15 protein-coding genes are annotated in these 16,923 nt (G+C 37.4%); 11 read left to right on the top strand and 4 right to left on the bottom strand.

Annotated features, from left to right (window positions below):
• Positions 1–243: dihydrodipicolinate synthase family protein (locus AAGF08_RS14105; RefSeq protein WP_343511884.1), on the bottom strand; the 243-nt coding region annotated here is incomplete at its 3' end.
• Between the two features lie 74 nt (positions 244–317).
• The gene (gene ligA / locus AAGF08_RS14100; protein ID WP_343511883.1) at positions 318–2,768 is read right to left on the bottom strand and encodes an NAD-dependent DNA ligase LigA; all 2,451 of its coding nucleotides are present in this window, start codon (positions 2,766–2,768) and stop codon (positions 318–320) included.
• A 359-nt stretch (positions 2,769–3,127) separates the two neighbouring features.
• On the opposite strand from ligA, the gene AAGF08_RS14095 reads away from it, so the two are divergent.
• From AAGF08_RS14095 to AAGF08_RS14085, 3 genes are all read left to right on the top strand, one after another.
• On the top strand, positions 3,128–3,760 hold the full coding sequence (locus tag AAGF08_RS14095) for a TetR/AcrR family transcriptional regulator (protein ID WP_343511882.1): 633 nt from the start codon (positions 3,128–3,130) through the stop codon (positions 3,758–3,760).
• A gap of 93 nt (positions 3,761–3,853) precedes the next feature.
• Positions 3,854–5,914 carry a methionine--tRNA ligase gene (metG, locus tag AAGF08_RS14090; RefSeq protein ID WP_343511881.1) on the top strand — a complete coding sequence of 687 codons (2,061 nt, stop codon included), beginning with the start codon at positions 3,854–3,856 and terminating at the stop codon, positions 5,912–5,914.
• Between the two features lie 87 nt (positions 5,915–6,001).
• Positions 6,002–6,370, top strand: a complete 369-nt coding sequence (locus tag AAGF08_RS14085) for a four helix bundle protein (protein ID WP_343511880.1) — start codon at positions 6,002–6,004, stop codon at positions 6,368–6,370.
• Between the two features lie 73 nt (positions 6,371–6,443).
• Here AAGF08_RS14085 and AAGF08_RS14080 read toward each other — a convergent pair whose 3' ends face one another.
• A complete protein-coding gene (locus tag AAGF08_RS14080) occupies positions 6,444–7,349 on the bottom strand; it encodes a YitT family protein (protein ID WP_343511878.1) in 906 nt (301 codons plus the stop codon).
• Positions 7,350–7,649: 300 nt separating this feature from the next.
• Here AAGF08_RS14080 and AAGF08_RS14075 point away from each other — a divergent pair, with 300 nt between their 5' ends.
• The 3 genes from AAGF08_RS14075 (at position 7,650) to AAGF08_RS14065 (ending at position 11,067) form a co-directional block, all read left to right on the top strand.
• Positions 7,650–9,077: a circularly permuted type 2 ATP-grasp protein gene (locus AAGF08_RS14075; protein WP_343511876.1), complete on the top strand. Its 1,428-nt coding sequence runs from the start codon at positions 7,650–7,652 to the stop codon at positions 9,075–9,077.
• Between the two features lie 8 nt (positions 9,078–9,085).
• Positions 9,086–10,072, top strand: coding sequence for an alpha-E domain-containing protein (locus AAGF08_RS14070; protein WP_343511875.1), 987 nt, complete (start codon positions 9,086–9,088; stop codon positions 10,070–10,072).
• A gap of 134 nt (positions 10,073–10,206) precedes the next feature.
• On the top strand, positions 10,207–11,067 hold the full coding sequence (locus AAGF08_RS14065; RefSeq protein ID WP_343511874.1) for a transglutaminase family protein: 861 nt from the start codon (positions 10,207–10,209) through the stop codon (positions 11,065–11,067).
• Here AAGF08_RS14065 and AAGF08_RS14060 read toward each other — a convergent pair.
• Positions 11,064–11,831, bottom strand: a complete 768-nt coding sequence (locus AAGF08_RS14060; RefSeq protein ID WP_343511873.1) for a DUF6503 family protein — start codon at positions 11,829–11,831, stop codon at positions 11,064–11,066. The two genes, AAGF08_RS14065 and AAGF08_RS14060, sit on opposite strands and share 4 nt — an antisense overlap.
• A 193-nt stretch (positions 11,832–12,024) precedes the next feature.
• Here AAGF08_RS14060 and AAGF08_RS14055 point away from each other — a divergent pair, with 193 nt between their 5' ends.
• The 5 genes from AAGF08_RS14055 to AAGF08_RS14035 all read left to right on the top strand — a co-directional run bounded on the left by AAGF08_RS14055 (position 12,025) and on the right by AAGF08_RS14035 (position 16,921).
• Positions 12,025–13,245, top strand: a complete 1,221-nt coding sequence (locus AAGF08_RS14055) for a PepSY-associated TM helix domain-containing protein (RefSeq protein WP_343511872.1) — start codon at positions 12,025–12,027, stop codon at positions 13,243–13,245.
• Positions 13,246–13,331: 86 nt separating this feature from the next.
• Entirely contained in the window at positions 13,332–14,435 is a 1,104-nt protein-coding gene (locus AAGF08_RS14050) for a glycoside hydrolase family 130 protein (RefSeq protein ID WP_343511871.1), read from the top strand.
• A 75-nt stretch (positions 14,436–14,510) separates the two neighbouring features.
• Positions 14,511–14,888 (top strand): glycosyltransferase family 2 protein, encoded by a 378-nt coding sequence (locus AAGF08_RS14045; protein ID WP_343511870.1) that lies wholly within the window; start codon positions 14,511–14,513, stop codon positions 14,886–14,888.
• A 3-nt stretch (positions 14,889–14,891) separates the two neighbouring features.
• Complete coding sequence (locus tag AAGF08_RS14040) at positions 14,892–15,560, top strand: response regulator transcription factor (protein WP_343511868.1); 669 nt, start codon at positions 14,892–14,894, stop codon at positions 15,558–15,560.
• Positions 15,557–16,921: a HAMP domain-containing sensor histidine kinase gene (locus AAGF08_RS14035; RefSeq protein WP_343511866.1), complete on the top strand. Its 1,365-nt coding sequence runs from the start codon at positions 15,557–15,559 to the stop codon at positions 16,919–16,921. Before AAGF08_RS14040 ends, AAGF08_RS14035 begins: the two co-directional genes overlap by 4 nt.
• Positions 16,922–16,923 lie beyond the last annotated feature (2 nt).

The following is a 16,923-nucleotide window of genomic DNA, read 5'->3' as shown; positions in this document are numbered from 1 at the left end:
TCCTCCAATACCATAAACTACCGGAACTCTTCCAGCATTATATTCAATACAAGCAGCTAAAACCTGTTTTTTTTCGGCTGGAGTCAATGTGGCGCTTTCCCCAGTGGTGCCTAAAACCACCAAATAATCAACACCTCCCTCGATGACATAGTCTATAAGCTTTTTCAAGCCAGAAAAATCTATTGAACAATCATCATGAAAAGGGGTGACAAGAGCGACTCCGGTGCCTGTAAACTGATTCATTTTAATTTTAATAGGTTTGTGGTCAAAGATAAGATGCTTCCTTGAATTGATCTTAAGAGTTGGTGAAATTCGGATTATTTATTGATCATTTTTAGAAAATCTTCTTCTGAAATCAATGGAATTCCCAATTTAACAGCTTTTTCCCTCTTACTAGGGCCCATTTCAGCTCCTTCTATAATGAAATCCAAATTTTTGGAAACAGCAGAAATATATTGACCTCCGTGTGAAATGATGGTATCCTTAATTTCATCTCGCTTGAAATGTTCTAATTTTCCACTGGCCAAAATCCTCTTTCCTATCAATTGATCTCCCATTTGGGATGATTCATTTTGCTCAATTTCAAATTTCAACCCATGGCTTTTCAATCTGTTGATGATCGTCAGATTCTCTTCATTTGCAAAGAAATCATGGATACTTGTTACCAAAGTTTCGCCTACGCCATTGACATCCAAAAGTTGCTCGGAAGTAGCTTTTTGAATCCGCTCAATACTCACAAAATGACGAGCCAGAAGCTGCGCGGTATTTTCACCGATATTTCTTATACCTAAAGCAAAAAGCACCTTTTCAAAAGGTTGGTTTTTTGAAGCCGCTATCCCTTCCATCATGTTTGAAATAACTCCGTCTTGGAATGTGTTAGCTTTTAGTTTTTTGATGCGATCCGTAATTTCAGGAGAGAGGTCTAAATTGAGTTTTAGAAGAATGCCATGGACGGTTCCTTCAGTTTTACTCGATTCCAGAATTCTTTCAAATTCGACCCGCCTTCCAAGCAAAATCTCCAAAACTACAGCAACCGGAACGTAATCTTCCAGTTTTGGGAGCTTATGATCTTTCAGATGATTGATCAGATATTCTACCATTCCGACATTTGAAGGCACTTTTTTCTTCCAGATCCGGATTTTTTCCTGAAATGCCCTTAAGGTTTCGGGCAACGGAAGTTCAGCTTTCTCTATCAGGAAATCATGAATTTGCTTAAATGAAATCTGTTCAGTCAATGCAAAAAGTGCCTTTTCAAGGGTGATATAAAGCAATCCATCTCCTTCGGTTTCGTATTGATCCTGGGACATCTCAAGTCCTAGTAATTCTTCTTTTTTGCCTTCCAGATCATAGATGTCGGCATAATTCCCGATAAAACCCTGTTCTATCAATGCCCTGATCCGCTCCGTTCCCATCGAGTCAATATCCATCGCTCTTTTGTGGACGAAATGCTCAATTCTTCCAAGCACCTGTGGAGGACAGGATTCAGCATTTGGACAATAATGTTTGGCTTCACTTTCCTTTCGCTCCAGTTGGGTGCCGCACTCTGGACAATGAGTGATGTAAGCGATTGGTTTAGCGCCGGCTTTTCTTTTTTCAGGATTTACTGCTGTGATTTTCGGGATGATTTCTCCACCTTTTTCTACAAAGACAAAATCGCCTTCATGTAAATCCAGTCGCTCAATTTCATTGGCATTGTGAAGAGAAGCGCGCTTGACTGTTGTTCCGGCCAAACTCACTGGTGAAAGATTTGCCACAGGGGTAATTGCCCCAGTTCGGCCAACTTGATACGTTATTGAAAGTAATTCGGACTCAGCACTTTCTGCTTTGTATTTATAGGCGATCGCCCAGCGTGGGTTTTTAGCAGTAAAGCCCAGTTCCTCCCGCTGATCATAATTATTGATTTTTAAAACAACTCCATCCGTGTCAACAGGTAATGTAAACCGCTTCTCTTTCCAGTCTTCGATATATTGGATAACTTCCTGGATATTTTCAACTTTTCTATAAGTCTGAGAAACGTTAAAACCCCATTTTTCAATTAGTGAAATAGCTTCAGAATGAGTTTGAACGCCAATTTCATCTCCAAGCAATTGATAAAAGTAGCAATTCAGACGTCGCTTGGCAACGACAGAAGAGTCCTGCATTTTAAGCGTTCCAGAGGCTGCATTTCGGGGATTGGCAAGCAATGTGTCACCAGCTTCTTCACGCTCTGCATTGATTTTTAGAAATTCTTTCAACGGCAAAAAAATCTCTCCACGCACCTCAAATTTGGCAGGAATGTCGTCTCCTTTGATATGAAGCGGAATATTTCTGATTGTCCTCACGTTTGCTGTCACGTCGTCCCCTCGATATCCATCTCCACGGGTGACTGCGCGTACAAAACGACCGTTTTCATAAACCAAAGAAATGGCCACTCCATCAAATTTCATTTCGCAGAAATATTCGAAATTGGTATGCCCTAATCCTTTAACTACACGCTCATCAAAAGCCAATAATTCTTCTTGGGAATAAGTATTTCCTAAAGAAAGCATTCGAGTGGAATGCTCCACTGTCTGAAATTCCTTTGTAATGGTGCCACCCACACGCTGACTCGGGCTATCTGGATCAAGCAAATCCGGAAATTCTGTTTCCAGTTGGATTAACTCTTCTAGTAGTTTGTCAAATTCAAAATCCGAAATCTCAGGATTACTCTCTTGGTAATAGAGATTATTGTGATGATTGATTTCTTTAGTGAGCTGCGCAATTCGCTTTTCGGCTTCCTTTTGGTTCATGGGCGTAATGAAAAATTAGGGCTGGTAAAAATAAGACTTCGGTTGGGAAGGAACAATGTTTTTGATTAGCAGTGAGAATTTAGACATGAATTGACAAGAAGTTGTTTAACGGAATGCAAAACAGAACATAATAAATGTAGTGGAGTATTCGAAAGGGCTTTTAAATTTTTGTCCGGAATCTTTATGATTTGGTCCTTTGCAGAAGTAGTTTCCTTTTAATGATTCACTTACTCAGAAAAGAAATACATAGAATTAACTAATAGAAAAATCAAGGGCTATTTGATTTTTCGATTCCTGTTTCGATTGTATATCCTTCCTTTATTTTGAATCTTTGTTTCCCTGATTTCCGTGGCAAAATTATGAGCAAGAAGACGAATATTGAAAGCAAGATTTTGGAGTTTGCCTATGCGTTATTTCTGGAAAAAGGCTACAAAAACACCACGATGGATGATATCGCTCAGTCGCTGGGAATGAGTAAAAAGACACTTTATAAATATTATCCAGGCAAAATGGAATTGCTTTCTGCTGCATTTGAAGTGCTGAAGTTGAAGATAACGGCGAAAGTGGAAGGGATTTTGGATAATAGATATTTGCCATTTCCATTGAAGTTGAAATCCACTTTGACTGTGATGGCGACGCACTTGGCCCCCATCAATCCAGAACTTTTAGAAGAATTGAGAGAGCATGCTCCTGAGGTGTGGAAGGAACTGAAGAATTACATCAATGAATCGGCTTACCTGAGGTTTCATCAATTAATATCTCAGGGAGTTACACTCGGTTTGGTAAATACCAATGTAAATATTAATCTGGTGGTGATGATGTATGCCGCAGCTGTGCAATCCTTGCTAGATCCAAAATTCATCCACCAATTTCCAGAGTCTATTCAAAAAGGAATGAAAATTCCTCCTGCCGATATTTATGATCAGGCGACCACGATAATTTACAATGGGATTTTGACCGAAGAGGCTCGAAACGAATTTGCAAATGCCTAAGGTCAGCTTCGGTTGATTTTCATATCTTTGCACCCAAATTGATCGAATCTCAATAGCATATCACCTTTCTAGAATCCGAATAGATTTACTCATATGAGTCATAAAAATTTCAAACGTTATACTGTTACCTCTGCACTTCCTTATGCAAATGGCCCGCTTCATATCGGACATTTGGCAGGGTGCTATATTCCTTCTGATATCTACGTGCGTTATTTACGCAGTCTTGGCAAAGATGTAGCATACATCTGCGGATCAGATGAGCATGGCGTAGCGATTACAATTAAAGCCAAGAAAGAAGGTAAAACCCCTCAAGAAGTGGTGGATTATTATCATGAGATCATGAAGGGGAGTTTCAAAGAATTCGGAATCAGCTTCGATCATTATTCTCGCACTTCTGCTCCGGTACATCATGAAACCGCGCAGGGATTTTTCAAAGATCTCTATGAAAAAGGAGAATTCTTAGAGCAAAGCACAGAGCAATATTACGACGAGGAAGCTAAGCAGTTTTTGGCGGATCGATACATTGAAGGGACCTGCCCAAAATGCGGAAACGAGCATGCTTATGGAGATCAATGTGAGAAATGTGGAAGCTCCTTGAGCCCTACAGAATTGATCAATCCAAAATCGAAATTGAGTGGTAGAACTCCAGTATTAAAGGAAACCAAGCATTGGTTTTTGGATTTGGCGAGGTATCAGAACTTTTTGAAAAAATGGATTCTGGAAGATCATGCGGAAGATTGGAAAAACAATGTTTTGGGCCAATGTCGTTCTTGGCTGGAAGCCGGAGATGGTTTGCAGGCTAGATCCATGACTAGAGATTTGGATTGGGGAATCAAAGTGCCATTGCAAGATGCGGAAGGCAAAGTGCTCTATGTATGGTTTGATGCTCCTATCGGATACATTTCTTCTACCAAAGAATGGGCAGCAGAAAAGGGAATTGACTGGGAACCTTATTGGAAAGATCAGGACACCAAACTGGTTCACTTTATCGGAAAAGACAATATCGTATTCCACTGCATCATTTTCCCGGCGATTCTAAAAACCCATGGAGGGTACGTATTGCCAGATAATGTTCCGGCAAACGAATTTCTAAATCTTGAAGGAGATAAAATTTCTACCTCCAGAAACTGGGCGGTTTGGTTGCATGAGTATTTGGAAGAGTTTCCTGGTAAGCAGGATGTACTTCGATATGTATTAACTGCCAATGCACCTGAAACGAAAGACAATGATTTTACCTGGAAGGATTTTCAAGGAAGAAATAATTCAGAGCTAGTGGCGATTTATGGGAATTTTGTGAATAGAGCAGTCGTATTAACCCATAAATATTATAAAGGCGTGATTCCATTAAAAGGTGAACTTACTGGATATGACCAGGAGGTTTTGGAAGCCTTGGCGGAATTCCCTGAAAAAATTGCAAACTCTATTGAAAGGTATAGATTCCGTGAGGCTTTGGGGATTGTGATGGATTTGGCGCGATTAGGTAATAAATACCTTGCCGATACCGAACCTTGGAAAGTCATCAAAACGGATGAATCCAGAACTGCGACCATCCTAAATATTGCATTGAATATAGCTGCGAATTTGGCAATTGTTTCAGAACCATTCCTTCCATTTACAGCAAGTAAGCTAGTGGATTTGTTTGGTATGAAGAAAATTGCTTGGGAAGATGCCGGGCAAGCCGAATTATTGAAAGCAGGAACTGCCTTAGGCGAAATGGGATTGCTATTTGAAAAAATTGAAGATGTAGTAGTAAATAAACAAGTACAGAAACTAATGGACGCGAAAAAAGAAAACGAAGCTGCAAATGCACCAGTACCAGCAATGAAGGAAATCATCACCTATGATGATTTTGCAAAGTTGGACATGAGGGTAGTAACCGTTTTAGAGGCGGAGAAAATGCCTAAATCCAAAAAACTAATCAAACTGAAAGTAGATATAGGTTTGGGAGAGAGAACAGTTTTGAGTGGTGTGGCAGAGCATTTTGAACCTGAGTTTCTTATCGGTAAGCAAGTGGTGATGCTAATCAATTTGGCACCAAGAAAAATGATGGGAATTGACTCGGAAGGAATGATCCTGATGGCAGAAGATAAAGATGGTAAGTTGAAACTTTTGACGCCACATGAAGCTACTGCTAGTGGATCTGCTATCAGCTAAGAAGTCTTAATAATCAATTTTCAAACTCAAATCAGAATGAAATCTGGTTTGAGTTTTTTATTTTTAGTCAAATTAATTTTTTAGAAGATGGCAAAAGAATATGATCTTGAGGATAGACTAGTAAAGCTTGCGGGAAACACTATTCGATACTGTTCCTATTTGCCTAATGATTTTGCATCTGATCACTTAAGGAAACAGCTTATAAGATCAATTACAGGAGCTTGTCTAAACTATGGAGAGGCACAAGGTGCTGAGAGCGGGAGAGACTTTATTCATAAAATGGGGATTATTCTAAAAGAATTAAAGGAGTCTCGGACGACTTTGAAAATATTGGAAGAAATCGAAGTCGAAAAAATTTCAAATAGAAATTCTGTTCAAGATGAATGTGGCCAACTAGTTGCAATTTTTGCTTCAATAATATTGAAAACCAGAAAAGGTTTAGATGGTAACAAATGATCAGTTTTAAAAATTGAAGTTTTAATTATCAAATTGATAATTTGATTTGAAAATTGAGTTTAACAATTCCTTTTTAATGCATCGGCCTTTTTTTGATCATTCCTCCTTTCGTGTCTTTGATTGGGTATTGAATCACAAAAGCTTTAGGGTCAATTTTTTCTATGGCCACTAACAAACGGGTCACTTCTAACCTTGTTATTACGCAGAAAAGAACCTTTCGATCCGGAAGAATTTTGGCTTTCTCACCATAGCCTCCATCAGATTTTAATACCGTGACACCTCTTCCTAATTCAAATGAGATCATGTTTTTTATTTCCTCTGATTGAGGTGACATAATCATTACACCTAAATATTCCTCGACACCATTGATGAAAAAATCTACGGTTTTGGAGGCAGAAATATAAGTCAGCATAGAATACATGGCTGTTTCAAGATCTACTAGAATGGCTGCAAATGCAAAGAGGAATACATTGAAAATAGTGATAAAATCCCCCACTGTTAAACTGGATTTTCTACTTACAGAAATTGCCAATACCTCTGTTCCATCAATCACAGCACCTCCCCGAATTGCGAATCCTATTCCTGTTCCCAGAAAAAATCCACCAAAAACGGCAATAAGTAGTTTATCTGCGGTAATGGTTGGAACTTCTATGTAGTGTACCAGCAGCGCTAGGGCGAGAATGGCTAGGCTCGATTTAACAGCAAAGCCGATAGAAAATTGTTTTGCTCCCAAAAGAATAAAGGGGATATTAACTAAAACGATCAAAACAGATAAGTTGACCGGTGTCAATAATTCCAGTAACAGTGACATCCCCATGGCACCACCATCAAAAAAACCATTTGGGAGGAGAAAGCCTTTTAATCCAATACTTGCCATGCATATACCTATGGAAATGAAAAGAAGATCTTTCCAAGTATTCCAGGCAGTCAACCTTAAAATAAGGGTTTGCTTTTCAGTCAAAACGGTTTGATGATTCATTCTGTAAAATAAAGCTTTTAATAAGTGGATAAAAAGTAGTTTCTAGTATGGATTCTGACTATTTTTTACTTAAATAAAAAGGAGTAAATCAGAATAAATAACAAAGGAGACAATTTAAGGAACGAAATGTTTATACATAATTTTGTTTGTTTCAATTGATTAATAAATTGAGCTGTTTCTTGAATATTTACTTCTAATTAGTTGTAATTGGTAAAAAAATGATCAGAAAATGTGATAAAATTTGACTTTTGTCTATTTTAACCTATCTTATTTAACCTCAAATTTTAAAGTGAATTTTTAATGAAAACAGATGGATATAATGCAGGGGAGCATTTTGATGAAATGTTTACTTCAGAAGGAGAGATTCGTCCTCATTACGAAGGGTTTTTCAATTTTTTAGATAAAGCTTCAACAAAAAAAATGAAGCATCTACAGCATTCAGCTAACAAGACCCAGTTGGCTATGGGGATGACATTTAATGTGTATCATGACAATCAAGGGATGGAAAAAATCCTACATCTGGATATCATTCCTAGGATTATTTCAAATCAGGAATGGAAAAAGTTGGAAGCTGGTCTAAAGCAGCGAGTCTATGCTTTGAATTTATTTCTTCAGGACATTTATAATGATCAAAAAATTTTAAAAGATGGAATAGTTCCGGCTGAATTGATCTTGAAAAGCAAAGATTATTTAAAGCCTTGTATTGGTTTGACTCCGCCAAAAGGCATTTGGTGTCATATCACCGGGACTGATTTGATCAGAGACAAAAATGGAGAGTATTATATTTTAGAAGATAATCTCCGATGTCCTTCAGGAGTTTCTTATATGCTGGAAAGTAGAGAAATAATAAAAAGAGTATACCCTGATTTGTTTATTAAGAAAGGTGTAATGCCCGTTTCTGATTACCCTGCTAAGCTTTTAAAAATGTTGCAGAATATTAGTGGAAAAGCAAAACCAGTTGTTGGTGTTTTGACTCCAGGTATTTATAACTCAGCATATTTTGAACATTCCTATCTGGCACTTCAAATGGGAGTAGAGTTAGTCAGTGGGGTTGATTTGATTGTAGAAAACAAAAAAGTCTACATGCAAACGACAAAGGGATTACAGCAAATTGATGTGATTTACCGAAGAATAGACGATACCTTCTTGGATCCCACGGTCTTTAATCCCGCATCTATGTTAGGCGTACCAGGGATTTTTGAAGCTTACAAAGCTGGAAACATAGGACTTGCGAATGCACCAGGAACTGGTGTGGCAGATGATAAAGCGGTTTATGCTTATGTTCCTAAAATCATTAAATATTATTTGGACGAAGAACCAATCCTAAACAATGTACCCACCTACTTGTGTAGGGAAGAGGAGGACAGAAAATATGTCCTTGACAATATTCATAATTTGGTGGTGAAAGAGACGAATGCTGCAGGTGGATATGGCATGTTGATAGGTCCAAAGTCCACCAAGGAGGAGCACGAGCATTTCAAAACACTTATTAAAAATAATCCTACAAACTATATTGCTCAGCCCACACTATCCTTATCGACGGTTCCTAGTCTTACAGAGGAAGGAGTGGAAGGAAGACACGTGGATTTGAGACCGTATATTTTATATGGGGAAGATATTGAAGTTATTCCTGGGGCATTAACCCGCGTAGCGCTCAAAAAAGGATCCCTAGTAGTGAATAGTTCTCAGGGAGGTGGAAGTAAAGATACATGGGTATTATATAACTAAAAGAATTTATGCTAAGCAGAGTAGCAAATCATATTTATTGGCTGGGGAGATACCTGGAAAGAGCAGAAAACTATGCTCGTTTTATTGATGTGAACTTTAATTTGATGCAGGATCTGCCAATGGATCTTAAGGAACAGTGGCAGCCATTGATAGCTGCAACAGGTGATTTAAACGCCTATATGGAGACACATAAAACTTTCTCCCGCGATCAGGTTTTATTCTTTTTATCTTTTGACGAGAAGAATCCTAATTCCATGATCAATTCCATCAGCCAAGCAAGGGAAAATGCTCGGATTATTCGGGAAAATTTAAGTAAAGAAACTTGGGAAGAGGTCAATGAGCTCTATTATATGATAAAACATGGAGCTGAAAAAAAATTGTGGAAAAAGGAAGATCCAAGAGATTTTTTTGAGAAAATAAAAAACCAGATTTTGCTTATTTATGGGATTGCTGATAATACCGTGGCGAGGATAGAAGGTTGGTTTTTTAGGCAACTAGGACAATTTCTTGAACGCGCGGATCAAACGTCCCGGATTTTAGATGTGAAATACCATATTTTATTGCCTTCTCCGAAAGAAGTGGGCACTCCTCTGGATTTTCTCCACTGGATGGCATTACTAAAGTCTGTAACAGGATTTAATTCTTACAGAAGACTTTATGGAAACATTGATCCAGCTGGCGTAGTGGAATTTTTGGTTTTGAATAAGTATTTCCCAAGATCTATTTACTACTGTATTAAAGAAGCTGAATCCTGCCTTTTGGCCATTTCGGGAAACAATTCAGGTGGATATCAAAATTCTGCAGAAAAAGCAATGGGAGAGTTAAGATCCAAATTGGAATTTGCGGAAGTAGGAGAGATCATAAACATAGGCCTACACGAATATCTGGATAGTTTACAATTGAAAATCAACCACATTTCTAATCAAGTGAATGATAACTTTTTCAAAATAAAAGATAATGTGGTCCAACAGTCGCAAACAAGTGAGCAATCGTAAAAATTGAGTTTGATTTTTCTAAAGGTTGGAGCTTAGATCAATTTAAAGTCTATCAATTGCGATAACCTTTTTGCCTTATTTAAAATCAGGTAAAAAAATAAAAACCTTTTCGAAGAAATCTAAGAAAAATCAAAATGAGATTACAAGTTCAACACACCACAGCGTATGCTTATGAAAATCAGGTTTTCTTAGGTGTTCATCACCTCTATCTACTTCCTCAATATAGGCTTCACTTTGAAATAATAGAACAAAGTATTCAGATTGACCCTCAACCTGAAAATCAAAGTTCCAGACAAGATCTATCTGGAAATTTTTATTCTTTGGTTTGGTTTACTGAACTTGCTAGTTCCTTAAATATCCAAAGCAATTTAGTTTTAGAGCTCAAGCGTTTTAACCCTTTTTCTTTTTTAGTCGATGATCAGTTTATTCAATCCTTCGAAAATGATCCTTTTCCAAAATTCAATTATTCGGGATTAGAAAAGGGTTTGATTTCCTACTTTATTTTTGACGATAAAGTGGAGGAATTTCAGGATTTGATTGCTGAATGTTGGAAGGGGAATGAAGATTTAATAGGATTCTTAGTAGGGATAACATCGGTAATACATGAAAGATGGGATCATATTATTAGACATGAGGAAGATATTTGGGAGCCCAAATTTACTTTTAACTCCAAAAGAGGATCATGCAGGGATTTAGCTTGGATGCTAATGAATATCCTGGGCAATTTGGGACTGGGATCAAGGTTTATAAGTGGATATGCTTTTAATCCAGAATTAAATGATGGACATGAACTTCATGCTTGGCTTGAGGTTTTTCTTCCAGGAGCTGGGTGGATAGGTTTAGATCCAAGTCTTGGGCTGTTGACTGATCATCGCTATATTCCACTTGCAGCTCATGCCAAACCTAAACTGGCTTCTCCTGTTCAAGGGTCTTTTTCAGGACTAGGAAAATCAACCCTGTTCACAAATGTCCAAATCCAACTTCTTGAAAGTTAATTTGCATAAACGCCAGTATCAGGTTTATCAAAAACAGAATCTTCAAAAGGTTCTTCGCGCAACAAAATATCTCCAAAACTAACCTGATATTTAACTCCTTTAGTAGAATCATTTTCAAAGTTATAACCTGTCATTAGTCTGGGGAAGATCAATCCATCTGCGTTTCTGTAATCTTCATATTTCAGTGCACTAAAAGTTGGAGAGGGATTTCCAAAGTAAGTAACGGTATATAAAAGGTATTCCAATCTACCTGTTTCTGGATTAAGCAACATGAAATATTTATCATTCGGCGATTTTCCATTCTCAGGACTCATTTTGGCCTCCAAAGTTTTATAAGAAGTACCATTTAACATCTTATTTTCTACTTGTTTTACTTCTATCCCAGGATCTGTAAAAACATAGGGTATTGAATAAAAGTAAAAATACAAATTATGGTAAAAATCAACTGAAGTGCCTCCAAATGCACTTCTTGAAGGTCTTATCCATGTTCCCTCATCATCTTTTCCAATTGAAAAATTGTCAGCATCCAACCTGATTTTCCGGGAATCTAAATTGATAAAGTAATTTTCTCGTGTAAGATTAGTTTCATGAATCATTGAAAAACTCATTGCTTTGGCACGGATCCACTTTGACCAATCACCATGAGCATCGAGTAGTTCCTTATATTCTGGGCTGACTTCAGGAATTTCTTTTACCGAATTTTCAGAACATGAAGTAATAAGTAGGATTGAAAGTAAAATAAGGAATGAAGGAAAAGATTTCATGTATAAATAAGATAATTAAGCGGGAGGCAAAGTAAAATAAATTGTCCATTAATCATAAGTAATTGATACTCCAGATATTTTTTAAAAAAAAATTAAATGGAATTAGTCTAAATAATAATTAGGATTATTATTTTTGGCCAGTTGAATAAGAAATACGGGTTGCACTCAACCGATTGACCTATAAATGCCAATTATGAATTTATCTACTCTTTGGAAATCTGTAAGAAACATTGCAAATGAAATTCACCTTTATGCAGGTTTAATTTCAGGGATTATTGTTATAGCAGTTTGTTTAAGTGGAACGATCTATGTTTATAATACTGAGATTAGGGAATTTTCAAATCCTGAACTCTATCAGGTGGAGGAATCATCATCAAGACTATCAGCAGAAGAATTGAAGGTGAAATTGGAATCAGAACTAGATTCAAAAGTGATAGGTGTCAATTGGAATAATGAGCCAGAGCAAAGTGTGCAGTTTACCTTAAGGAAGGAAGATGAGAAGGGTAGTGGGACGACGTATTTCATCAATCCCTATTCAGGCGAAATATTAGGAGATGCAGGTGTGAAGACTTCTGCAGCTGAATTTATGGGTTACATGTTCAGTCTCCATAGGTGGTTGATGCTCGATAGAGTCGAATCACCAATTTTAGAAAGCATGTCTAATAGAGATCTGGGAAGATTAATTAATGGCATAGCTACTTTGCTATTTACTTTAGGAGTGATCACGGGTATCCTACTTTGGTTTCCAAAAAAAGTAAAAAACTGGAGACAGGGGCTTAAAGTGAAATGGAATGCAAATTGGAAGCGGGTCAACCATGATTTACACAATACCTTGGCATTTTATTCCCTGATTTTTTTGCTTTTGATGGGAGCAACTGGCCCATTTTGGTCGTTTCAATGGTATAGAGAAGGATGGCAAAAAACCTGGGATACTTACAGAGACCCTAATGAAAGATCCGAAGTAGTCGAAAAGAAAGAACAGGAATTGATGTCATCTGGTAGAATTGCGTCCCTCGATGAAATAATAGAAGCGACAAATAATGCCTTGCCTTACGAAGGGATTTATAGAATTTCGCTTGCTGACAAGGAAAATGAATTGGTAAGAGTTAGCAAGTACAAGACAGGGTTTTTTGCCAGATCTGGTTCAGATCAATTAAAATTAAATCCAAATTCTCTTGACATCGTAGAAGCAAATTTATTTTCAGACTTGCCATTTAGACAGCAAGTTGGTAGGTCGGTCAAATCGCTCCATACCGGAGATATTTTTGGACAGTTCACAAAGTTTATATGGTTTATTGCTTGCTTAATCGCAACCAGCCTTCCTATAACAGGTACCCTCATTTGGCTAAACAAAAAGAAGAAAAAATCCGCGAAGAAAAAGCCAACCGTAAAAAGGGATTTAGAGATGGCATAGACTCTATTTGGGATTAGTTTCATTTGTAGTTGAAGTTTTTTTCTAGGCCTCAAAACCCTACCTTGACTCCCGATAAAAAACTCCTCATGAAGAAACTGATTTCTTTCCTATTCCTAGTTATCATTTTTTTTTCTGTCCAAGCTCAGGAAAAGACATGGACATTTGGACCCTTTTTAAGGCAAGTTGATGCAGAACCTATCATTTCACCAAAGGCAAATACGATTTTTAAAGACCCAATGAGTGGCAAGGATGTGTCTTGGGAATCTATGGCTACATTTAACCCCGCAGCCATTATTAAAGATGGAAAAGTTCATGTGCTATACCGGGCGGAGGAAAAATTAGGAGAAAAAGAAATCGGAGGTCATACCTCAAGAATTGGCTTAGCCATTTCTGAGAATGGATTTTTATTTGAAAGGGAAAAAGAACCTATTTTTTTTCCAAAAGACGATAATCAGAAAGAGTTTGAATGGACAGGTGGTACGGAAGATCCAAGAATTGTAGAAACTGAAGAAGGGCTCTATGTTTTGACTTATACCCAATGGAATCGAGAAGTTCCAAGATTAGCTGTGGCTACTTCCAAAGATCTTCGAAACTGGGATAAGCACGGTCCAATTTTTAAAGAATGGAAAGAAGGAAAATACCATAACATAGAGTCAAAATCTGGAGCTATTGTGACGGAACTCAAAGGAGACAAGCTAGTTGCAGCTAAAATCGATGGGAAATACTGGATGTATTATGGAGTACCTCATATTTGGTTAGCTACATCCACTGATTTAATTCATTGGGAGCCTGTAGAAAATCATGAGGGAAATAGAGTTCCTGTTTTGAGTCCCCGACCTGGATTCTTTGATTCTTGGCTGGTAGAGGCAGGACCACCACCAGTCTTGACTAAAGATGGAATAGTAGTTCTTTATAATGCCGGAAACTCCCAAAACGTAGGTGTGAAGAACCTTGGAAACCGGGTTTACACAGGCGGTCAGGCACTTTTTTCAGCGAAAGAGCCTTGGAAATTATTAGATCGTTTAGAAGAGCCTTTTATCCAGCCAACCCTTCCTTTCGAGAAGTCTGGTCAATATCCAGAAGGTACTACTTTTCTAGAAGGATTAGTATATTTTGAAGGGAAATGGCTAATTTATTATGGTACAGCAGATAGTATGGTTGGAGTAGTTTCTTGGTCATTAGAGAAATGATTTTAAGGAAATCTTAAGCTTTTATTGAGGGAGGTAATAAAAAAATACTAAGACCTTAGATGCTTTAACTCTGGCATGTCATCAATCAGCATAATTATTCCAGTCTACAACGAGGAGGAAGGTATCTCTGCCGTCCTAGAATCTTTTCGGCCTTATTTAAAAAAAATCAAACTGGATGCGCCTTTACTTTTTGTTAATGATGGATCAACGGATGGGAGTCTTGCAGAAATTAAGACTGTTTGCCAAAATGAACCTAATTGTCATACTATTTCTTTTGAAAAAAATGCTGGTTTAATTGCTGCGATAAAAGCAGGTTTTGATTATTCTACCAGTGATTGGGTAGGATATATTGATACCGATCTCCCTAATAACCCTTCTGAATTTTTATTCTATGAGTTATTTTTAAATGAATTTGATGGCTGGAAAGTTTTAAAAATAATCCAAAATCAATAAGCTATGCGGATTTTAGTTGTAGAAGATGAACCAGGAATTTCCAATTTCTTGAAACAAGGATTGGAGGAGGAAGCTTTTGCCGTGGATGTAGCAGAAAATGGTAAGAGAGGCCTTGAATTGGCACTTTCCGGTAATTATGAACTTCTTTTGTTGGACTGGATGCTTCCCGGTTTGAGTGGGATAGAAATAATGAGGCAGTTCCGAAAAGAATTTCCAACCACCCCAATCATCTTTTTGACCGCGAAAGATACGGTAGATGAAACGATTTTTGGTTTACAATCCGGAGCAAATGATTATATCAAAAAGCCGTTTCATTTTGAGGAGTTATTGGAGAGAATCAGAGTGCAGTTGCGGTCAAAAGTTGGTGAACATGAGAAATTCACATTGGGTCCAATTGAATTGTTTACTGATAGGCATCAGGTTCTTAAAGACGGAGTTGAGATTCAATTGACGCAAAAGGAATTTGCCTTATTGGAATATTTATTAAGAAATAAAAATAAAGTTTGCAGAAGAACTCGAATCATTGAGAGCGTTTGGGATATTCATTTTGAATACAATACAGGAGTTATTGATGTTTTCATTAATTCCCTGAGAAAGAAATTGGATCTTCAGAAAGAGGAAGATTACATTCAGACAGTTAGAGGCGTGGGATATATAGCCAAGGAAAAATGAAACAGTCATACAAAGCGAAAATAGCCAAAAGATTAACCTTAGTCACTGCCTTACTAGTGATGGTGGTTTTTGGTATCATCTATTTAGTGGTGGACTTTACGGTGGTGGATAATATTGATAGGGAATTAGAAATTGAATCCAATAAACATGTAGGACAGATTTTTTTGGCAAATGGAGAAATAAAATTTCTCCATAAAGATGAATGGCAAGAACAAGAGCATCAGGAAATTCAGCTAAATCCAATTTTTATTGAAATTGTCGATCTGGAAGGAAATTCTATGGATAAGTCTCCTAATCTTGGTTCAAATAGGTTGGCATTTCATCCCGATTGGAAATCCAGAGAAGGTGCATGGACCATAAAAATTGGTGATCAGGAAGTAAGGCAAAAGCAAATGCTTTTGAAGCATAATGGAAAAGAAGAAGGCTATCTTTTAGTAGCTACTTCGTTTGAAGATGCCCGTGAACTATTAAATAACCTAAGGAATATATTACTTCTATTATACCCAGGGATTTTAATATCCTTGTTTTTTACAATGAGGTATGTCGCAGGAAAAAGTATTCAACCCATTCAAGAGATTATCGCGAAAACCAATCAGATCACACAGAGTAGCCTGAATGAAAGGGTTCCGGTTTTTGATCAAGAAGACGAAATAGGTCAATTGACCAAGTCAATCAATGAGCTCTTAAATCGATTGGAGTTGTCCATGATTCGTGAAAAGCAGTTTACTTCCGATGCATCCCATGAATTGAGAACCCCTTTATCTGTGTTACGAGGAACTTTGGAGGTTTTGATAAGAAAGCCGAGAACATCGGAGGAGTATGTCAATAAAATTCAGACTGCTTTATCTAGCATCGATAGGATGTCTTCTATGATTGATCAATTGTTGGCGCTGGCTAGAGTCGAAAAAGGAGCTATTTCTCCAAAGGATGAGGTAGAAATCCTATCATTTGTAGAGGAGGTTGCAGAACAGATTCAAAAAGAAACCGGTCGAGAAATTCATTTTCATACTCGAGAGTCAATTCCATTATTTGTGAAAGTGAGTGAGAAATCGCTTCAGATGATTCTGAATAATTTAATTCATAATGCTATTAAATATTCAGAAGGGCCCATTGACTTGGAGGTAAAATATGAAAATAGCAAACCGATTATTTTTGTAAATGATAAGGGGCAAGGCATTGGTGAAGAGTCGATTAGAAAAATATTTGATCCTTTCTATAGAGATCAATCCGCTCTTGAAAAGTTGATCCCCGGTACGGGTTTAGGTTTGGCGATAGTCAAGAAATTAGCTCAGGAAAGTGGGATTGATGTTAGTGTTTCCAGTGAGATTGGGCACGGTAGTACCTTTCGTCTGGGATTCTAGCC

Origin of the sequence: Algoriphagus sp. SE2 (assembly GCF_039563885.1) — a bacterium.
In the GTDB taxonomy this organism is placed as follows: Bacteria; Bacteroidota; Bacteroidia; order Cytophagales; family Cyclobacteriaceae; genus Algoriphagus.
This window is presented reverse-complemented; position numbering and strand designations above follow the sequence as displayed.

What these genes read in the sequence shown, in the direction of transcription:
- AAGF08_RS14085 (WP_343511880.1), top strand. Translation starts at nt 6,002, where the DNA reads ATGGCAAAAGAATATGATCTTGAGGATAGACTAGTAAAGCTTGCGGGA.
- ligA (WP_343511883.1), bottom strand. Translation starts at nt 2,768, where the DNA reads ATGAACCAAAAGGAAGCCGAAAAGCGAATTGCGCAGCTCACTAAAGAA.
- AAGF08_RS14055 (WP_343511872.1), top strand. Translation starts at nt 12,025, where the DNA reads ATGAATTTATCTACTCTTTGGAAATCTGTAAGAAACATTGCAAATGAA.
- AAGF08_RS14040 (WP_343511868.1), top strand. Translation starts at nt 14,892, where the DNA reads ATGCGGATTTTAGTTGTAGAAGATGAACCAGGAATTTCCAATTTCTTG.
- AAGF08_RS14075 (WP_343511876.1), top strand. Translation starts at nt 7,650, where the DNA reads ATGAAAACAGATGGATATAATGCAGGGGAGCATTTTGATGAAATGTTT.
- AAGF08_RS14065 (WP_343511874.1), top strand. Translation starts at nt 10,207, where the DNA reads ATGAGATTACAAGTTCAACACACCACAGCGTATGCTTATGAAAATCAG.
- metG (WP_343511881.1), top strand. Translation starts at nt 3,854, where the DNA reads ATGAGTCATAAAAATTTCAAACGTTATACTGTTACCTCTGCACTTCCT.
- AAGF08_RS14080 (WP_343511878.1), bottom strand. Translation starts at nt 7,349, where the DNA reads ATGAATCATCAAACCGTTTTGACTGAAAAGCAAACCCTTATTTTAAGG.
- AAGF08_RS14045 (WP_343511870.1), top strand. Translation starts at nt 14,511, where the DNA reads ATGTCATCAATCAGCATAATTATTCCAGTCTACAACGAGGAGGAAGGT.
- AAGF08_RS14050 (WP_343511871.1), top strand. Translation starts at nt 13,332, where the DNA reads ATGAAGAAACTGATTTCTTTCCTATTCCTAGTTATCATTTTTTTTTCT.
- AAGF08_RS14060 (WP_343511873.1), bottom strand. Translation starts at nt 11,831, where the DNA reads ATGAAATCTTTTCCTTCATTCCTTATTTTACTTTCAATCCTACTTATT.
- AAGF08_RS14095 (WP_343511882.1), top strand. Translation starts at nt 3,128, where the DNA reads ATGAGCAAGAAGACGAATATTGAAAGCAAGATTTTGGAGTTTGCCTAT.
- AAGF08_RS14035 (WP_343511866.1), top strand. Translation starts at nt 15,557, where the DNA reads ATGAAACAGTCATACAAAGCGAAAATAGCCAAAAGATTAACCTTAGTC.
- AAGF08_RS14070 (WP_343511875.1), top strand. Translation starts at nt 9,086, where the DNA reads ATGCTAAGCAGAGTAGCAAATCATATTTATTGGCTGGGGAGATACCTG.